We start from the raw sequence: 17,164 nt of genomic DNA on the forward strand, positions 1-17,164 counted from the left end.
ATAAGGAGTAAGACATGAAAAAACGATACAGCGGCTTTGATTTGAACGTTCCCCAGTTAATCACTTTCGGCTTTGCAGCATTGATCTTGGCGGGGGCTTTTTTATTAATGCTGCCGATTTCTAGCCAAAGTGGGGAGTGGACGCCATTTATTGATGCGTTGTTCACGACCACTTCTGCAACCTGTGTGACAGGGCTGACAACGCTAAATACTGCCGAACATTGGAATATTTTTGGGCAGTTGGTAATTATCATTTTGATTGAGATCGGCGGTTTGGGATTTATGTCGATTCCAGTGATGTTTTACTTTATTTCCCGAAAAAAAATCAGTCTAAGTACTCGAATGATACTGCGAGATTCTCTAAATATGGAGACTAGTGGGGAAGTGGGCTTGATGCGGTATATCTTAAAGACAGCCTTTTTGATTCAGTTTATCGGGATGGTGTGTTTTGCCATCGATTTTGTTCCTCGTTATGGTTGGTCAAAAGGATTGTGGTTTAGCTTCTTCCATGCAATTTCAAGTTTTTGTAATGCGGGTTTTGATTTGTTTGGTGACAGCATGGTCGGCTTCCAACAAAATCCTTGGGTCTTGGCTATCGTGATGGCATTGATTGTCGCTGGTGGTCTTGGATTTTTAGTGTGGTATGACCTGATGGGATTGAAAAAGAAGCGCCGCATGAGCCTACACTCCAAAATTGCATTGGTGACAACTGGTTGTCTGCTGTTATTCGGCACGCTGGGATTTGTGGTGACCGAAAGCTTTGGTACGTCCCTTGTGGAAAGTGATAGTTTTGTGGACCGCCTGTTCAATACGCTGTTTATGGCGGTGACGCCGCGGACTGCCGGGTATTATTCTATTGATTATTTTCAAATGACCCATGCCGGTTTGATCTTGACAATGGTGTTGATGTTCATTGGTGGGACTTCTGGCTCGACAGCGGGGGGCTTGAAGACGACTACGTTTGGTGTATTGATTTTGAAGGTGAAGAGTATTTTCAAAGGCAGAGAACATGCTGAATTTGGCGATCGGACAATTCGTGATACGGCAGTTAATCGTGCCTTGACTCTTTTCTTTATAACCTTGACCCTGTGCATCTTGGCCACAATGATTCTATCTGTTACAGAAAAGATACCGAATGTTGATCAGTTGGGCTTAGAGTATATCGCCTTTGAAGTCATCTCTGCGTTTGGAACGGTGGGCCTGACGATGGGCATCACGCCATATTTGTCGATTGTCGGTAAAATCGTGATTATTTTAATGATGTTTATCGGCCGAGTAGGAATCATGACCGTCGTTTTCTCACTGATTAAAAAATCTCAGCAAACATCCAATTTCAAATATCCGGAAGAATCCGTCATGATTGGCTGAGTTAAATGCGCCCGCTATGACTAGTGAGGGCCGATTGAGAAGCCTGTGATACAAATAAGGGGCTGTGATAATAGTAGTTAAGTCACCTCCTATGAACCGAACAATACTAAACGTGAGACCCCAAAAGCCGATTAGCTTCCAATGATTTTAATGGAAGCTAATCGGCTTTTCATTGCTAAAAATTTCAAACACAGACTTTCCTTGATTTCATCATGGAAAGTCAGCATCATTCATTTTTCTCTTTACACATATGGGTATGTTCTCTCTTCGAACTAAGACATAAAAAAGGGTCACAAATTTTTCTCATCCGTATATTTTTACTAATTGTGGTTAAATATCTACTGTTTAGCACTTGAAAATTACTTTTGTCACATTTCCTTTAAGTGACGAAGATTAGGCTTCGTTAAAAAACTCCGTCAAAGAGATCCGGCTGAATATAGAGATCTTTTGCAGCTGTTTCTTTGCTTTCTTTAAGGGCCACTTTTTTTAAAGAAGTCTGATCTGTTTTAGTAAGGAGCTGGCGAGCTTTTTTGGAATCTGTCAGCCACGTTCGGACTTCTTCTGCAGATAATAACAAAGGCATCCGATCGTGGATAGGGGCCACCAGCTGATTGGGAGCTGTCGTCAAAATTACCGATTCAATCTGATCCTCAGTTGGACGATACAAGCCAGCTGCAAAGAGTAATTTGCCATCTGTCGCTGAAAACAGGTAGCGCTGCTTTTTTTCATCCCATTCATAAAAGCCGGTCATGGGAAAAACACAGCGATGGGCAGAAAAGTGTGGATTGAAAGTCGGCTTTTCCAACAACGTTTCGCTGCGGGCATTGATCAATAATTGCTTGGAGTCTTTTCTTGAAAAGCCCCAGCGAGTCACTGCCAAACGAAATTGACCATCTGCGCCAACAGCATAGGTCAAAACTCCTTCTGAGGGTCTTTTTTCGGAAGGGGTTGGATCATCACTTTTTAAAATCAGCTGATAAGCTTTCAGTAATTCTTCACACTGAGGATCCAATAAATCCAACAGATAGCGTCCGCACATGGTGTAGCCTCCTTTGTTAACAAATACAATCGGGCAGCAAACGCAGCTGGCACTCTTTTACCAATTGTCGAGTTCCACTACTCTCGGGTTCCCAAATGCCCCTTCATTTTAACAGGTTTTCACCGTATAATGAATCGAGGTGTTTTAAATTGATAATCAAAAGCCTAAAGCAATTATACGAGGTGTTGCTAGCCGAGCAAGGACCCTCGGGCTGGTGGCCCGCTGACAGTAAAGAAGAGATTCTCTTAGGTGCGGTCCTCGTGCAAAATACAAATTGGCAAAATGCGGCTTATTCTTTAGAAAATCTAAAGCAGCTGACGGCTTTTTCTCCCACTAAGCTGGCTTCATTAGATCAGGATACTATCATGGAGGCAATCCGTCCTAGTGGTTTTTATCGCAATAAGAGTCGCGGAATTTATGAGTTGTTGCGCTGGTTGCAAAAATGGAATTTTGAGTATTTGACAGCGGCGGACACTCTGAACAATGAGCTGCGAGATGAATTGTTGTCTCTTCATGGAATCGGCCAGGAGACAGCCGATGTATTGCTGCTGTATGTCTTTGATCAGCCGGTTTTTGTCAGCGACACCTACGCTCGTCGCCTGTTTGAAAAATTGGCGCCAAGGACCAGTTATCCCACCTATCAAAGTTTGGCAAGAAAATTACCACAAGCTCAAATGGCAGCATTCAGTCTGGCAGAAGCACAGGATTTTCACGGTCAGATTGATGAATTCGGAAAACTTTGGCTGCGAGGCGGTGATCGGTTTTTTGACAGCTTTTTAAAAGATTTTTAAATAGAACTGGAGGACTAGTGGATGAGCAAGTACCTGGAAATCACACATATGGAGAAAGAATTTCCCTTTCGTTCCTTTTTAAATGATGGCTTGGCAATCACCTATCCCCATTTCCATAAAGAAATTGAAATCATCCACACCAAAAAAGGGAAAGTGAATATTGGGGTGGGCGAATCGCTGATTGAATTGGCAGAAGGGGAGACCTATTTTTTCTCAAGCGGTGTTCCTCACTATTTTTTGGCTTCTCCGGATAGTGAACGGTATGTCTTTCAATTTGATTTGATGATGTTCGATGAAGTCAATTTGCGCCAGACAGGTGAATGCAGTCTATTTGATTTATTTGAAAAAGGGGAGCCTTTGAGCCGTAATTGGCCGGCAGCCTTCTCTCGAAAGATTACTCGGCTATTGCTGGAGCTTTACCAGGCAGTTGAAGAAGACAGCCTGGGGGATAAATATCGCATCACTGCTTTATTGCATCTTCTTATCGCTGACTTTTATCGCGAGCTGCCGCAAAAAAGGGAAGCCATTACTGTGACTCAACCGGCAGCAGTGAAGTATCAAGAGACACTCGATCAATTGAATCTCGTCTTTGATCTGGTAGAAAATCACTACCAGGAGAGCTTGACACTGGAGGATGCCGCAAATGCAGTCGGTTTTTCACCGTACTATTTTACCCGTTTCTTTAAAAAGAATACCGGTCAGACCTTTACTCAATTTTTGACAGATTATCGGATCAATCAAGCGAAGTTCATCTTAGCCAATGAGAAAATTCCTATGGTGGAAGTAGCTGAAAAAGCTGGATTTGCCAGTGTCAAAACATTCCACCATGTGTTCAAAGACAACGTAGGCCTTTCACCATTGAAATATCAAAAAACAGTTCTCAACAGTTAAACACACTAAAAAAAGGCAAAGCCTCTTTCCCCCATCTTTTATGGATTCGAAAGGCTTTGTTTTTTTACTTGCGCAATATTCGGGAATAATGGTGATTTATCTGGGAAGAATTTCTTTGGACCCCTGACTATAATAAGGGTATCAAAAAGAAAAAGCGTTTCCACAACGGATTTCATCTTAAGTGAAAGTCATGATGACAAGCGCATAAAAACGAAAACGAACGTTTCAAAATGACAAGTTTTACTGAGATATACGGTGGGAATCAGACGGCAGTTTTGACTGGATGATTAAAAGATTTCTACTATGTATCAAACCCTTGTATTTTGAAATGAAATCTCAGGAGGTTATTTTATGACATTGAAAATTGGAATTATCGGGTGTGGCGGAATCGCCAATGGTAAGCATATGCCGGCATTGAAAACAGTGAAAGATGCAGAAATGGTGGCATTTTGTGATTTGATTGAAGAACGGGCGGAAAAAGCCGCTGTCGAGTTTGGTGCTGCTGAAGCGGCAGTTTATACAGACTACAAGGAAATGCTGGCAAATGAAGAACTGGATGTTATCCATGTTTGTACGCCGAATTCTTCCCATAGCCCAATTACTATTGCGGCTTTGGAAGCTGACTGTCATGTAATGTGTGAAAAACCGATGGCCAAAACCACTGAAGAAGCGCAAGCCATGATTGATGCGGCAAAACGTACCGGCAAAAAATTGACCATTGGCTACCAAAATCGTTATCGGACAGATTCCATGTACCTTCATGAAGCTTGTCAAGATGGCGAATTGGGAGACATCTATTTCGCAAAAGCCCACGCAATCAGACGTCGTGCAGTCCCAACTTGGGGAGTCTTTTTGGATGAAGAAGCACAAGGTGGCGGCCCATTGATCGATATCGGCACCCATGCGCTGGATTTGACCTTGTGGATGATGAACAACTACAAGCCAAAATACGTCGTAGGAAAAGCTTACCGTGAGTTGGCAGATACAAAAAATGCAGCAAATGCTTGGGGCCCTTGGGATCCTGAGAAGTTTACAGTTGAAGATTCTGCATTTGGATACATTGTTATGGAAAATGGTGCCAGCATCTTCTTGGAATCCAGCTGGGCTTTGAACAGCTTAGATGTCAAAGAAGCCAAAACCACCCTTTGTGGGAACAAAGGCGGTGCCGATATGAACAATGGCTTAACATTGAACGGTGAAAAACGCAGTCTGCTGTACGCCAATGATATCGAGCTGGAAACAGGTGGCGTTGACTTTTATGACGGAGCCGGATCTGATCCTGCTCACGTTGAAGCGCAAATGTGGATCGATGCCATCATCAATGACAAAGAACTGGTAGTAAAACCAGAAGAAGCAATTGTTGTGACTCAGATTCTAGAAGCAATCTACGAATCATCAAAAACCAATCAACCGGTATTTTTTAACAAATAGCCAATCTCACTCGGGACAGGCGCAAAACATGTGTCTGTCCTGCTAAAAGTGAAGAGGAGGAAGTTTAATGATGTCCAAACCCAAAATTGCCTTGCAACTATGGTCGATCAAAGAAGATCTTGCTGCTGATTTTGCCGGTACTTTGAAGAAGGTAAAAGAAAGCGGCTACGATGGTGTCGAGTTTGCCGGCTACAATGAGTTGAGTGCCCATGAGGTTCGTGAGCTGTTGGTGGCAAATGAGCTGGAAGCTGCTGCCAGTCATATTCCCTTTGAAAAGCTAACTGAAGATTTAACTGGGGTAATGGCTTTTGAAAAAACGATTGGTAATTCCCGCATCGTTTGTCCCTGGTTGAGTTTTGAAGACTATGCACAATGGAAAGCAGCATTTGTGAAGCTAGACGAAATCGGTAAAACGCTACAAGAAAACGGATTCAGCTTTTATTATCACAACCATGCCCATGAATTCCAGCAAGTAGCAGGTGTGGATCTTTTGCACTACATGACGGCTCACACATCTTATGTGAAGTTGGAAGTGGACTTGTACTGGTTGGCGCAAGCCGGAGTGGCTGTCGCTGAGTGGCTCAAGGATCATGAAACAAAAATCGGTTTGCTTCACTTCAAGGATTTGACTGCAGATCGTCGTGAAAGTACTGAGATTGGTCATGGAATTTTGCCAATGAAGGATTATCTGACTTTTGCCAAAGATCAGCAGCTACCGTGGTTGATTATTGAACAAGAGGCTTTCCAAGACTATTTGCCTTTGGAAGCTGCAAAAATTGATTGTCAGAATCTGACAGCATTAAGAGACGAGGTATACGCATGACTAAAGTAACAATATGGAATGAGTTTCGACATGAAAAGTCGGATGCCGAAGTACAGGCCATGTATCCAGAAGGTATTCATGGTCAATTGGCAAAATTTTTGGCTGAAGCTGGCTTTGATACGACGACTGCCACATTGGATGAACCGGAACACGGACTGACAGAGAGCGTTTTGGAAAAGACAGATGTATTGATTTGGTGGGGACATATGGCCCACGATGAAGTAGCTGATGAAATTGTTGAACGCGTTCAGCAACGGGTACTGGAAGGCATGGGACTAATCGTGCTTCATTCCGGTCATTTCTCCAAAATCTTTAAAAAATTGATGGGGACCAGCTGTGATTTAAAATGGCGGGAAGACAATTCCCACGCTCGTATCTGGACAGTCAATCCCAGCCATCCAATTGCTGCAGGTATCGGTGAGTATATTGACTTGGAAAAAGAAGAAATGTACGGGGAACACTTTGATATTCCAGCACCAGACGAGCTGGTCTTCGTCAGCTGGTTTCCAGGCGGTGAAGTTTTCCGCAGCGGCTGTACCTTCCGCCGAGGCAACGGCAAGATCTTTTACTTCCAACCTGGTCACGAGACCTACAACAGCTATTACAACGACAAGGTACAGCGAGTGATCGTCAATGCAGTTAACTGGGCGAAAGCAACTGAAAACAGCCGACCTTATTACGGTCATTTCAAAGCCCTTGAAGATTAATTTTTCAGCGATGCTCTTGATTTACTTATGAAAGACAAAGCGGAAAGCTTAACGACAAACAAAAAAGGAGTCCCAAATTATGAAATTAGGTGTATTTACCCCTTTATTTAATCAACTGTCATTTGAAGAAATGATTGCGATGGTAGCAAGTAAAGGACTGCAAACTGTGGAAATCGGCACTGGTGGTTCCCCCGGGGATGCTCATTTGAAAATTGATGAACTACTGGCTTCTTCTGACGCACGTAAAGAGTATTTAGCCAAATTAGCGGACAAAGGGTTGGAAATTTCTGCTCTTAGCTGTCACAATAATCCTATTTCACCGATAGTGGCAACAGCCAAAGAAGCCGATGAACTGCTTAAAAAGACCATCAAATTAGCCAGCTTGATGAATGTACCGGTGGTCAATGGTTTTTCCGGCATCTCCGGCGGCAATCCGACAGACACTCAGGTAAACTGGCCTACACTGCCTTGGCCAACAGAATACGAAGACAATTACAACTATCAATGGGAGCAAAAACTGATTCCTTATTGGAAGCAGATTAATACCGAGGCAGAGGCTGCTGGTGTCAAAATCGGGATTGAACTTCACGGGGGCTTTTTGGCCCACACCCCTTACACCATGTTGAAGCTGCGCGATGCAGCCGGTAAGGCCATAGGTTGTAATCTGGATCCTAGTCATTTATGGTGGCAAGGAATTGATCCGGTTGCAGCAGTTAAGATTTTAGGAGAAGCCGGTGCTATTCACCATTTCCATGCCAAGGATACGTACCTGGATCAAGATAATATCAACATGCATGGGTTGACAGATATGCAACCATACGACAACGTGAAAACCCGTGCATGGACTTTCCGTTCGGTAGGTTGCGGCCACGATTTGAAAGTTTGGTCTGATATTATCAGTGCCTTGCGGATTTACGGTTACGACTATGTACTGAGTATCGAACACGAGGATCCGATCATGTCAGTGGATGAAGGCCTGAACCGGGCAATCACGAATTTGCGTTCTGTTATGATTCAAGAGCAACCTTCTGGTATGTGGTGGGCATAGAATATGCCAGCAATAAAATCTATTAAGAAATCGAGTGAACAACTATGAATAAACTGAAATTGGCAGCTATCGGCTACGGTGGGATGGGTTCATATCATCTGGAGCACCTCCTGCCTACTGAAAAGGATCTGTTTGAGATTGTCGGTATTTATGATATTAAAGACGATCGTCGGACATTAGCAACTCAAAAAGGGTTGAAAGCCTACCAAGACCGTTCAGAATTGCTTTCTGATCCGTCTATTGATTGTGTCTTGATTGCAACCCCTAATGATAGCCACAAAGAAATTGCAATTGCTGCTTTGGAGGCAGGGAAACATGTAGTTTGCGAAAAACCGGTTGCGATGAATGCTGCTGAACTGCGTGAGATTATGGCAGTTGCTGAGAAAACCGGCAGAATTTTTATGGTTCATCAAAATCGGCGCTGGGACCCGGACTTTTTGATTGTCAAAGAACTGTGGGAATCTGGTGAAATTGGCGACTTGTTCCAAATCGAGTCTCGAGTTCACGGGGCAAACGGAATTCCCGGAGACTGGCGCCGTTTGAAACAACACGGCGGCGGTATGCTTTTAGACTGGGGCATCCACCTTTTGGATCAAATCATGTGGTTGGTAGACAGCCCATTACAATCGGTTACTGCTGACTTTAGCTATATTCTGGGCGAAGAATGTGATGATGGCTATATCACCTATCTGACTTTTGAAAACGGACTGCGGGTGATTACCGAAGTAGGAACTTCCAATTATATCAAATTGCCGCGCTGGTACCTCAAAGGGACAAAGGGGACTGCTGAGATTACCGATTGGGATCTTTCCGGTAAAATGGTGGTTGCCACCAATGCAGATGTTGCGGCACCGACACCGATTCAAGCGGGTGTGGGACTGACCAAAACAATGGCACCTCCTTCTGAAGAAGCCACCGAAACGTTACCTCTGCCACAAGGGAGCAACCTTTCTCAAAGCTTCTATCAAAACTTCTTTGATGTAGTGACAACAGGTGCTCAGCCGATAGTGAAAAACGAACAGGTTTTGAAAGTGATGGAATTAATCGATCATATTTTTGAAATCGTTGAAAGCCGTAAATAATCGTTAAGATAGGACTCCGTTAAACAGCTGGGAAGCTGCTTAGGGAGTCCTCTTTTAGCAGCCGGCTTGTGATAGACATCTTCAATAACTTTGACATTTAAGTGTCTCGGATTAGATCTATGAATATAGATAGGAGCTGGTTACAATAATGAACTGTCCCTTTTGTTCATCTGAACTGACACCAATTTTAGAAAATGAATTGGCACTGGGCTTTTATGATACCAACCCAGGTCACCTCAGGACACTTGCTGATTATCCCAAAAGCTCACAAAATTGATTATTTTGCTCTCAGTGTCGAAGAAAAATTAGCAATCGATGACCTGCTAATCAAAGGAAAGGCACTTTTAGAGACAACCTATCACCCAGAAGGCTACAATATTGGGTTTAACTGTGGGGAAGTAGCCGGTCAAACAATCTTTCATTGCCATTGCCACCTAATTCCCCGCTATTTCGGCGATACGGCACATCCCAAAGGAGGAATACGAGGCGCAGTGCCAAAGAAAATGAATGACTGCTTTTCTGATTGACCTGAAACTGCCATCGTTGGAGAAGTAAAACAGCCTTGTCTCCACTGATTTTCATCTCTGCCTTACGAGATTTTCGCTTTTTTAAGGAAATTGTGGCACCATAGAGAAGAATACCGGAATCGGACACGTCTTTATCAGCAAATCAGAAAGAAGGAAACGAATCATGGCTGATTTTTTTACGCTCTTCACCAAACCCCAGCAGTTTTTGCTGCTGCAAGCTTATGCAGATGAGATTATGACAGAAGAGGAACTGATGAATTTTGTCATGCAGGAAACCACCGATCAGCGCTTTGTCTTTATCTCTGATCAAAGGGTGTATGTGGTGACTCCAAATGTCTCACTGGATGACTTTTCCAAAGTTCTATTAAAAAAAGAGCAAGTGCAAGTCTTTGAAGCAGAGGAGGCAATTACTTTGCAGACACCAACTGAAACGTTGACTCTGCTGCTGGAAGACCAAAAAGATCTTCCAGGGCTGTTGGCAGATATTCAATATTTGTTAAGTCGTTAAGCAGCATCTAGCCAGATGCGAATGTTTGTTCTATTATAGATAATAAGCAGTACAACAGCCGTTTCTGCGAAGAGACGGTTGTTTACTGTCTAGTCGAAAGCTGTAAAAGTGACTTGCTCAGCTTTTGAATGATGTACATAGATTTTGGCCATAAGAGTAAAGGCGATAGGAGAGACTCATGAAGACACCGTTAACGATGCAACTGGAAGAAACTTTGTATGCTTACTGCCGGGAAAAAGGGGAGGCTGTCGTAGAAGAAGTGGGAATGCCCAACGATTTGGGAATCGTTGACACGTTAAGTTTACGGATTTTACCGGATCGAACCTTTGAATGGCGCTGCTTTGAGCTGAAAGTGACCAAAAGTGATTTTCGTTCCCATGCCAAGCTGTCATTTGTAGGTCACTACAATTACTTTGTCTTGCCAGCAGCTCTTTATCAGCAAGTGATTTCAGAAATTCCGGCAGAGGTCGGTGTCTTTACCTATCATAGCTATGCTGATCCAGACAATCACAGCACGCCAGGTTACTTGGTCTCCGAGAAAAAGGCCCATCGTCAAGAACTGCAGGTAAATCAGCAAGATCTGATCTATCGCCTGATTACTGCCCAAGCCCGCGAAGTTGGCAAAGCCAAACAAACAGAGCGTGGGGTGCGGGTTTTCAGTACCGACCAGTTGTACAAGGAATTGAAGCGGCGGCAGCCCGAGTATGACCTGTACGGCGGTGGGATCAACTACTATGACCGTTTTATTGCCGAGACCCAGGAGCAAGCAGTCGAAGCTTTAAAAGAAGAATTAGAGGCTTTAAAAGAAGCCTACCAAGAGCTTTCTGAAAGTAAAGCGACATCGGAGCAGGACCTATGAGCCCCCATTATTATCCCTATTTACGGGGAAAGCAATTTGATTTATTGGCATTAAAAGAACTGGTCAAAGCCGGTCATTTATCAAAAAACGTCATCCCGGTGATTGAACCGGTAAAAAAATCAAAGACTCTTTTTCAGACCTTGGCGCTATTAGAAGACAAGGCGCATCCTTTTTATTTGATTGATAACCCGCGAACTGGCGATTTTTTGACAACCGACGGCCTCGCGGAGCTGGCTCTTCTTGCAACTGGGCATCGCAGCCACATCGTAACTGAGGCCATCACTAGTCAGGAAGTTTTAAGCAATAATGATCACGAAAAATCACCGATATTATGGATTGCTGAATCAGCAGCGCCATTGAAAGAGTCGGATCCGGAAGCTATCCAGCAGGGGTGTTTTTTAGCAGTACCGGAATTTCGCATCTTGCGGTTATTGAAGACTTCGCAAAAATTGATTCTTTCCCACGATCCTTTTCTTCGCTTACCACGAAACAGCTACTATCGAGAAGCCCCCCCAGAGGTGTTTCGGATCAATAGTGGAAGAGGGGACACTGACTTCAGTGATTTTTTGACAGATAGTCGGATTTATTATGAACAAGGATACCCGGATAGAGATTTGAGTTTGCACCTGAGCTATCTTGATACGAACGAGACGGTGTGGATGCGTCACTTTGTCTCACCGCCAGACCCAGAAGATTTGCAACGAACACAAAAAGACAAGTTTTTGCTGCTGATGGCTGAAACACAACACTTTTTTCTTTCTGAGACTGGCTCTTTTAGAGAAGCAGTCCCAATCACGCAAGGTTTGCAACTTTTGCTCACAGCTTATCAAGAAGAGCGCTTTCCGGGGATGGGAATTTTGCGAAAAGCTTCCATCATGCATCATTTAGAAACAATCAGCCGATTGCTGGAGAACAAGAGCAGCTCTTGACGCAGCCTAATTCTCAAGGTGCGCGTGCCCATACTCCCTTAGTGCAACAAAAAAACGAACTGACTGTCCCCTTTAGTGTGGGGATTCGTCAGTTCGTTTTTTGTCTTATTTATAAAGGGTCTGTCAGCCGGATTAGCGTGTCGCTCTTATCTGCTTGTTTTGGATCGGCTGGGATGATCGTCAATTTATCTTTTGAGCTATTCAAGATTAGTGCACAGAGGGCATTGCCTTGCGCATCTGTATAAACGGAAGCAAATCGAGAAAAGCTGATTTGATAGCTAGGATTCAAAGTGAGCTCTTGGTCACCGATTGTCAGTAAGTAAGGATTTCCCTGGGCTTTCAGCTGGGATTTGCCATCAGTTGATTGCCAGTTGCCAATGATTGCCGGTGAAAGACCGGTTTCTACAGGGGACGCGGCATCTGCACTGTAAGAACGAATAAATTGGGCATTCCCGCCGTCTTGTGTCTGGTAGCTAAAGACTGCCATCTCTTCAGTCGGCCAATCAATCTTATAAGCTGAACCTACCGGATACGCCAGTTGCTCCGCATCGGTTGAGAAGGCCAAGTACCCATTATTGAGAGTCGGCTTAGGCAGAAAAGCTTGCACCTGCGGCCATTGGTAATAGAGATTTCGTTGGTAAGCAGCAAAGCCTGTGCGCTTGTCAATTCTTAACATGAAGGTATTGGTTTCTTTCGGGCTGGAAGAAACGACGACTTGGTGATCCATTCCCACAAATAAGACACTCCCTTGAAAAATTAGCAGAAAACCTGCCAATACGATAAGCGGACGTTTGGTTTTCACATACGGAACAAATCCTAAAAAAGCAAACAACAGAATGAAGCAGTTGATAACAAAAAACAGGCTGTCGTAGATATAGTGAATGTCGTAACGATGAGCAACGAACAAATAACATCCTTGGGCAAGTAATAGCAGTACAGCGAGGAGGGTACATATGTTAGCGAAAATTTTTACTGTTTTTTTCATCCTGGGACCACCTCCGTTTGTTGTTCGACTTCTGCCACAAAATCAAAAGTATAGCCACCGTCTTTTGATTCAAATCGCCCCTTTACCTGACCGCCACGATAGTCTCCGAGATCTCCTTGGTTCACCAAGACAGAGAGGGTGCCATCTGCTTCTTTTGTAGGAGCTTCCGGCCAAAGAAAGATTTTTTCATATTGTTCAGGAACATTTAGCTTTGCTTCTGAAAAATGTTGACCGCCGTCCTTAGAAACCAGCAGTTGTGTTTTGCGACTGACAAAAGCTTGATTTTCATCCACAAATGTTGCTGCTGTTACCAAAGAACCAAGCTCCAAACCGTCAGCAGCCATCTTCTGCCAAGTGTGCCCGTCATCATGACTAACAGCAACACTACAGCCTTCTTGACTCATGACACGACCGCCAGAAGCAAATACTGCCGCAAAGCCATTATCAAAAAATTGGATTTTACGGAAGCGAACGCCGGCTGTAGGAGAGAGTATCGGATATTCCTGCCATTTTTTCCCTGCGTCTGTGCTCTCCAGCCAAGAAAGCGTCGTGTCACTTTTTACGATTAAAAACCCGGTTTTTTCCGGAGTGATTTTAAAACTGTCAGCAAGTAATTGGTTTTGGGCAGCAGTTTCATATTCTCCACCAAAAAATTCCTCCATCTCTGCGGGGACTTGTTGCCACTGTGTCCCTTTATCGTAAGTAACAAACATCTTCTTGTTTTTGAAACTATAGTCATACTTCTTATCAGCAGCGGCTGCTTGCGGTGTTTCAGTTGCAGGACCAGCACCGTGAACGGCTGTTTGGACCGTTGCAACATGCTGAGTGTCGGTCATATTGGTCCCAATATACCAGCCGCTGATCGCTACAGTTGCAACTATTAGCCCGCCAAATAAAATACTTCTTAACGGATGTGCCATTTTATATCTCCTTGTTGTCCCGACGAATTACGATTACCAAAAAAGAGAAAAACCTTTTTTATAGCTTTTCTGCCGGTTGCTACTGTCCAATGTAACGATGGAATAATAAAAATTCAATGTTTTTCGCAGCTAGATAGTATTTATTTGACGAAATTTAAGAGTTGTCAGTTGCCGAAAAGAAAACAGTTGGTCTTGCATGAGGTGTGATTTTATTTTTAAACTGGTATACTGTTCAGTAACTATATACAGCTTGTGTTGGTAGCACGATGATAATGAGAGTAGGGAGTATTAGATGAAACGATTTTGGTTTGTATTAGCGATTTCTATTGTTATAGGAGCACTTGGCGGTGTTGCGATACAAAGCTTTCTACCGGACTTGGCATTGGCGATTGAAGATGTCGGTCTTTTGCGACTGCTAATTGCCGGCGGTCTATCGTTGTTGCTTTCTTTTTTTCTGCATATTGTCATTCATGAGAGTGGGCATCTGGTGCTGGGGCTATTTAGCGGGTATCACTTTGTCAGCTTCCGGATTCTCAATTTGATGGTGGCTAGAAATGCACAAGGCAGTGTGGAATTTAAGACCTTCAACGTGATGGGGACTGGGGGCCAGTGTTTGATGGCACCACCGGCTTATGATCCCCAAGCATTTCCATATAAAAGATATCTACTGGGTGGCATTCTGGCCAATGGGTTAGCCTGTTTGCTTTGCGCAGGACTAGGGGGACTGGGCTCGCTTTTTGGTACAATTTTTTTCTTCATTGGTCTTTTCGTAGTTATTACCAATGGGATTCCGATGCAGTTCAATGATGGAAAGAGCCTACAACTGGCCATGAGAAGTCAGGAAAATCGTTACTTGCTCTACAATAGTTTGAAAGTCAATGAACTGCTTGCTCGAGGCTTAAGTTATACTCAAATCCCATCAGAATTATTCGAACCAGTTCCTCCCATGCCGGAATATACCTATTTTAATACCCAACACGAGTTGATTTGTGTCAACCGTAGCTTAGAAGCTTTGGATTTTACCAAAGCCAAAGTTTTACTAGAAGAACTTTGGCAAAAGCGTGAAGAGATTGCGTTTCCAGTTTTTGTCGCAGGGATTACCGGTGAATTGTTAGCGGTGTTGTGTCTAACTGATCCCAATGACCTGCGAATTCCAGAACTGTGGCAGGATAAAACACTGCAACAGCTTTTGCGACAACCCTTGATGGGAAATTATCGAATCAAGGGAATTTATGAAAAGACGATCAAAAATGATCCGGAAGACGCCAAAAAATTACTAGAAAAGGCTTTAACATTACAGGAAAAAATGCCAACTGCAGGCGATGCCAAAATGGAAGAAAAACTGATCGGCTATTTACTAAACTGCTGGCAAAAAGAGAGCGCCGCCGAATGAATTAAGAAGCGGGGAAGGGGAGACGAAAATGAGTTTGATTGTACTAATTGGAGGCCAGGCCGTCGGTAAGATGACGGTCGGCAAAGAGCTGGAAAAAATGATTGACGGAAAACTTTTGTTCAATCACCAGACCATTGATTTATATGCGAACTTTTTAGGCTATACACCTGAGACTTTTCGTCTGTCGGATCAAACCAGAAAAATGTTGTTTCGTACATTTTCTGCAAATACTGAAACAAACTTAGTGGAACACTTGATTTTTACGGTGATGATTGATTTTGATTCCCGTGACGATCGACAATTTCTGCAGGATGTCGCGACTATTTTTCAAGAAGAACAACAAGAGGTATATTTCATTCAACTGACCACCGACCTGAATACGCGGCTAACAAGGAATCAGCATCCGGATCGTCTGGCTGCAAAACCCAGCAAACGGAATCTGGCGTCTTCCCGAAATGAACTTCTCACCACAGCACAAAATTACCGCTTATCTTTACCAGCTGCTGAGTTTGCAACTTCCTTTCCTGAAATTTTCACACTGACGATTGACAATACAGAGCTTTCAGCAGTTGACTGTGCTCAAACAATCAAGCAGCATTTTAATCTGAGTTAACTGGAGGAAAATAAGATGTTGGATAAAACGATTCCATATATTGAATTTAAAATGAAAAGAGAACCTGGAGCCGTAAAGACTCTGACTCAGCCTAAATTACCTTCAGACTATCAATTGGTCTTCTATTCAGAAGGTGATCAGACAGCCTGGTGTGAAATTGAAACTGCAGTGGGAGAGTTTGAAGCGCTTTCTGAGGCAGAGCAGTATTTTGAGAAGACTTTCGCACCATTTCCTCATGAATTGCAGCAACGAATGGCTTTTATCATTGATCCTACGGGTAAAAAGGTAGGAACCTGTACCGCCTGGTGGTCTAAAGAAAACGAGCCTTTGCTGCATTGGCTAGCTGTGGTACCCGAAGCACAGCGAAAAGGCCTGGCAGGTTTTCTGGCTACGATTATTACGGAGCGTTTAGAAGACTTGTACCCGAATCAACCAATAATTCTTCATACTCAAACTTGGAGTCATTCAGCGATTCGTCTTTACGAAAAACTGGGCTATCAATTGGTTCCAGGCACAAAAGACTTCAAGAAAGGCTTGACTGTATTGCAGCAAGTACAGGAGAATAACGGCGATAATTAGAAACAGTACCCAGCTACAACATGAAATCGAAAAATTATGTTGCAGCTGGGTTTTAATTCTCTGGAGCGTGAGTTAGTACTTACTCAAATAGAATTTTTTTATTAAGTAACTGCTGAATCATGTTGCATCAAAGCAATTCCTGGCTTTGAAAATTCCACAGTAGCATGGATAAAAGCAACTTTATCTTGTTATTGCGAGAATTTCGTCTAAAAACCTGTTTCAATCGTTTTGAAGAGAGGGGAAGGAGGAATTTAGCGATGATTTGTCATTGGTTTTGTCAGAAAACTATTTTTCTATATTTTAGTTTACATAATATATATTATACGAAGTTACATTTAAAGTTTTCAACTTTTGAAATCCAAAGTTAATCGTAAAAATCGCTGGCTTTTGGTAGTTCTTCTGCTGTTTTGACCTCTCTTTTGCTGATGATTAGGCTGAACATGGTTTAAATACCTAAAAAAAGCTGATTAACCAAATCTTTCGACAAGATTTTTTATCTTTCAACGGACTAAAAAAAAGCAATAGAAAATATCCCAAAAGATATTTTTGTAGTGAGACCCAAAAGTTAGACCTTATACCGACTAGATTTTCTAGTCGGTATTTTTATGCGGTCATTCGTTGCCGATACTGCACTGGGCTGCAGCCCAGTTTTATTTTGATTCGTTGATGATT

The 17,164-nt window shown here is 43.1% G+C and carries 18 protein-coding genes; 15 read left to right on the top strand and 3 right to left on the bottom strand.

Translation table 11 applies throughout. From position 1 onward, the window contains the following. Nucleotides 1–14: 14 nt before the first annotated feature. The gene (locus ACOMA8_RS13840; protein WP_421371483.1) at nt 15–1,367 is read left to right on the top strand and encodes a TrkH family potassium uptake protein; all 1,353 of its coding nucleotides are present in this window, start codon (nt 15–17) and stop codon (nt 1,365–1,367) included. A gap of 403 nt (nt 1,368–1,770) precedes the next feature. Here the strand turns inward: ACOMA8_RS13840 and ACOMA8_RS13845 are convergent, their stop codons facing one another. Further along, on the bottom strand, nt 1,771–2,406 hold the full coding sequence (locus tag ACOMA8_RS13845) for an SOS response-associated peptidase (RefSeq protein WP_421371485.1): 636 nt from the start codon (nt 2,404–2,406) through the stop codon (nt 1,771–1,773). A gap of 149 nt (nt 2,407–2,555) precedes the next feature. Here ACOMA8_RS13845 and ACOMA8_RS13850 point away from each other — a divergent pair, with 149 nt between their 5' ends. The 11 genes from ACOMA8_RS13850 (at nt 2,556) to ACOMA8_RS13900 (ending at nt 12,002) form a co-directional block, all read left to right on the top strand. Beyond that, nucleotides 2,556–3,197 carry an endonuclease III domain-containing protein gene (locus ACOMA8_RS13850; protein WP_421371487.1) on the top strand — a complete coding sequence of 214 codons (642 nt, stop codon included), beginning with the start codon at nt 2,556–2,558 and terminating at the stop codon, nt 3,195–3,197. Between the two features lie 21 nt (nt 3,198–3,218). Beyond that, nucleotides 3,219–4,088, top strand: a complete 870-nt coding sequence (locus ACOMA8_RS13855) for an AraC family transcriptional regulator (protein ID WP_161899846.1) — start codon at nt 3,219–3,221, stop codon at nt 4,086–4,088. A gap of 351 nt (nt 4,089–4,439) precedes the next feature. After that, the gene (locus tag ACOMA8_RS13860; RefSeq protein ID WP_161899845.1) at nt 4,440–5,519 is read left to right on the top strand and encodes a Gfo/Idh/MocA family protein; all 1,080 of its coding nucleotides are present in this window, start codon (nt 4,440–4,442) and stop codon (nt 5,517–5,519) included. Nucleotides 5,520–5,586: 67 nt separating this feature from the next. Then, nucleotides 5,587–6,342: a sugar phosphate isomerase/epimerase family protein gene (locus ACOMA8_RS13865; RefSeq protein WP_421371490.1), complete on the top strand. Its 756-nt coding sequence runs from the start codon at nt 5,587–5,589 to the stop codon at nt 6,340–6,342. Continuing rightward, on the top strand, nt 6,339–7,049 hold the full coding sequence (locus ACOMA8_RS13870; protein ID WP_421371493.1) for a ThuA domain-containing protein: 711 nt from the start codon (nt 6,339–6,341) through the stop codon (nt 7,047–7,049). Before ACOMA8_RS13865 ends, ACOMA8_RS13870 begins: the two co-directional genes overlap by 4 nt. A gap of 79 nt (nt 7,050–7,128) precedes the next feature. After that, nucleotides 7,129–8,097 carry a sugar phosphate isomerase/epimerase family protein gene (locus ACOMA8_RS13875; RefSeq protein WP_421371495.1) on the top strand — a complete coding sequence of 323 codons (969 nt, stop codon included), beginning with the start codon at nt 7,129–7,131 and terminating at the stop codon, nt 8,095–8,097. A 44-nt stretch (nt 8,098–8,141) separates the two neighbouring features. Then, on the top strand, nt 8,142–9,179 hold the full coding sequence (locus ACOMA8_RS13880; protein ID WP_421371498.1) for a Gfo/Idh/MocA family protein: 1,038 nt from the start codon (nt 8,142–8,144) through the stop codon (nt 9,177–9,179). Nucleotides 9,180–9,394: 215 nt separating this feature from the next. Continuing rightward, entirely contained in the window at nt 9,395–9,706 is a 312-nt protein-coding gene (locus ACOMA8_RS13885) for an HIT family protein (RefSeq protein ID WP_421371500.1), read from the top strand. A 163-nt stretch (nt 9,707–9,869) separates the two neighbouring features. Then, nucleotides 9,870–10,214, top strand: coding sequence for a hypothetical protein (locus tag ACOMA8_RS13890; RefSeq protein ID WP_161899840.1), 345 nt, complete (start codon nt 9,870–9,872; stop codon nt 10,212–10,214). Between the two features lie 178 nt (nt 10,215–10,392). Further along, entirely contained in the window at nt 10,393–11,073 is a 681-nt protein-coding gene (locus ACOMA8_RS13895) for a hypothetical protein (protein ID WP_421371502.1), read from the top strand. Further along, entirely contained in the window at nt 11,070–12,002 is a 933-nt protein-coding gene (locus tag ACOMA8_RS13900) for a sce7725 family protein (protein ID WP_421371504.1), read from the top strand. Before ACOMA8_RS13895 ends, ACOMA8_RS13900 begins: the two co-directional genes overlap by 4 nt. A 109-nt stretch (nt 12,003–12,111) precedes the next feature. Here the strand turns inward: ACOMA8_RS13900 and ACOMA8_RS13905 are convergent, their stop codons facing one another. Both ACOMA8_RS13905 and ACOMA8_RS13910 read right to left on the bottom strand, forming a co-directional pair. After that, nucleotides 12,112–12,987, bottom strand: a complete 876-nt coding sequence (locus tag ACOMA8_RS13905) for a hypothetical protein (RefSeq protein WP_421371506.1) — start codon at nt 12,985–12,987, stop codon at nt 12,112–12,114. Continuing rightward, the gene (locus ACOMA8_RS13910; protein WP_421371508.1) at nt 12,984–13,907 is read right to left on the bottom strand and encodes a WD40/YVTN/BNR-like repeat-containing protein; all 924 of its coding nucleotides are present in this window, start codon (nt 13,905–13,907) and stop codon (nt 12,984–12,986) included. The genes ACOMA8_RS13905 and ACOMA8_RS13910 overlap by 4 nt, the downstream gene beginning before the upstream one ends. Before the next feature lie 292 nt (nt 13,908–14,199). Here ACOMA8_RS13910 and ACOMA8_RS13915 point away from each other — a divergent pair, with 292 nt between their 5' ends. From ACOMA8_RS13915 to ACOMA8_RS13925, 3 genes are read left to right on the top strand one after another with little or no spacing between them, the layout of a single operon-like run. Beyond that, nucleotides 14,200–15,300 (top strand): hypothetical protein, encoded by a 1,101-nt coding sequence (locus tag ACOMA8_RS13915; protein WP_421371509.1) that lies wholly within the window; start codon nt 14,200–14,202, stop codon nt 15,298–15,300. 28 nt (nt 15,301–15,328) lie between these two features. Further along, complete coding sequence (locus ACOMA8_RS13920; RefSeq protein ID WP_421371511.1) at nt 15,329–15,913, top strand: DEAD/DEAH box helicase family protein; 585 nt, start codon at nt 15,329–15,331, stop codon at nt 15,911–15,913. A gap of 15 nt (nt 15,914–15,928) precedes the next feature. After that, a complete protein-coding gene (locus tag ACOMA8_RS13925) occupies nt 15,929–16,492 on the top strand; it encodes a GNAT family N-acetyltransferase (RefSeq protein WP_421371514.1) in 564 nt (187 codons plus the stop codon). Nucleotides 16,493–17,164: the final 672 nt, after the last annotated feature.

It is taken from the genome of Enterococcus infantis, from assembly GCF_049166715.1.
GTDB lineage: Bacteria > Bacillota > Bacilli > Lactobacillales > Enterococcaceae > Enterococcus_C > Enterococcus_C leclercqii.

Bases quoted from the DNA above. Each gene is read 5' to 3' on its own strand.
- ACOMA8_RS13840 (WP_421371483.1), top strand. From the start codon at position 15: ATGAAAAAACGATACAGCGGCTTTGATTTGAACGTTCCCCAGTTAATC.
- ACOMA8_RS13920 (WP_421371511.1), top strand. From the start codon at position 15,329: ATGAGTTTGATTGTACTAATTGGAGGCCAGGCCGTCGGTAAGATGACG.
- ACOMA8_RS13880 (WP_421371498.1), top strand. From the start codon at position 8,142: ATGAATAAACTGAAATTGGCAGCTATCGGCTACGGTGGGATGGGTTCA.
- ACOMA8_RS13905 (WP_421371506.1), bottom strand. From the start codon at position 12,987: ATGAAAAAAACAGTAAAAATTTTCGCTAACATATGTACCCTCCTCGCT.
- ACOMA8_RS13865 (WP_421371490.1), top strand. From the start codon at position 5,587: ATGATGTCCAAACCCAAAATTGCCTTGCAACTATGGTCGATCAAAGAA.
- ACOMA8_RS13900 (WP_421371504.1), top strand. From the start codon at position 11,070: ATGAGCCCCCATTATTATCCCTATTTACGGGGAAAGCAATTTGATTTA.
- ACOMA8_RS13890 (WP_161899840.1), top strand. From the start codon at position 9,870: ATGGCTGATTTTTTTACGCTCTTCACCAAACCCCAGCAGTTTTTGCTG.
- ACOMA8_RS13845 (WP_421371485.1), bottom strand. From the start codon at position 2,406: ATGTGCGGACGCTATCTGTTGGATTTATTGGATCCTCAGTGTGAAGAA.
- ACOMA8_RS13855 (WP_161899846.1), top strand. From the start codon at position 3,219: ATGAGCAAGTACCTGGAAATCACACATATGGAGAAAGAATTTCCCTTT.
- ACOMA8_RS13885 (WP_421371500.1), top strand. From the start codon at position 9,395: ATGATACCAACCCAGGTCACCTCAGGACACTTGCTGATTATCCCAAAA.
- ACOMA8_RS13875 (WP_421371495.1), top strand. From the start codon at position 7,129: ATGAAATTAGGTGTATTTACCCCTTTATTTAATCAACTGTCATTTGAA.
- ACOMA8_RS13860 (WP_161899845.1), top strand. From the start codon at position 4,440: ATGACATTGAAAATTGGAATTATCGGGTGTGGCGGAATCGCCAATGGT.
- ACOMA8_RS13915 (WP_421371509.1), top strand. From the start codon at position 14,200: ATGAAACGATTTTGGTTTGTATTAGCGATTTCTATTGTTATAGGAGCA.
- ACOMA8_RS13910 (WP_421371508.1), bottom strand. From the start codon at position 13,907: ATGGCACATCCGTTAAGAAGTATTTTATTTGGCGGGCTAATAGTTGCA.
- ACOMA8_RS13895 (WP_421371502.1), top strand. From the start codon at position 10,393: ATGAAGACACCGTTAACGATGCAACTGGAAGAAACTTTGTATGCTTAC.
- ACOMA8_RS13870 (WP_421371493.1), top strand. From the start codon at position 6,339: ATGACTAAAGTAACAATATGGAATGAGTTTCGACATGAAAAGTCGGAT.
- ACOMA8_RS13925 (WP_421371514.1), top strand. From the start codon at position 15,929: ATGTTGGATAAAACGATTCCATATATTGAATTTAAAATGAAAAGAGAA.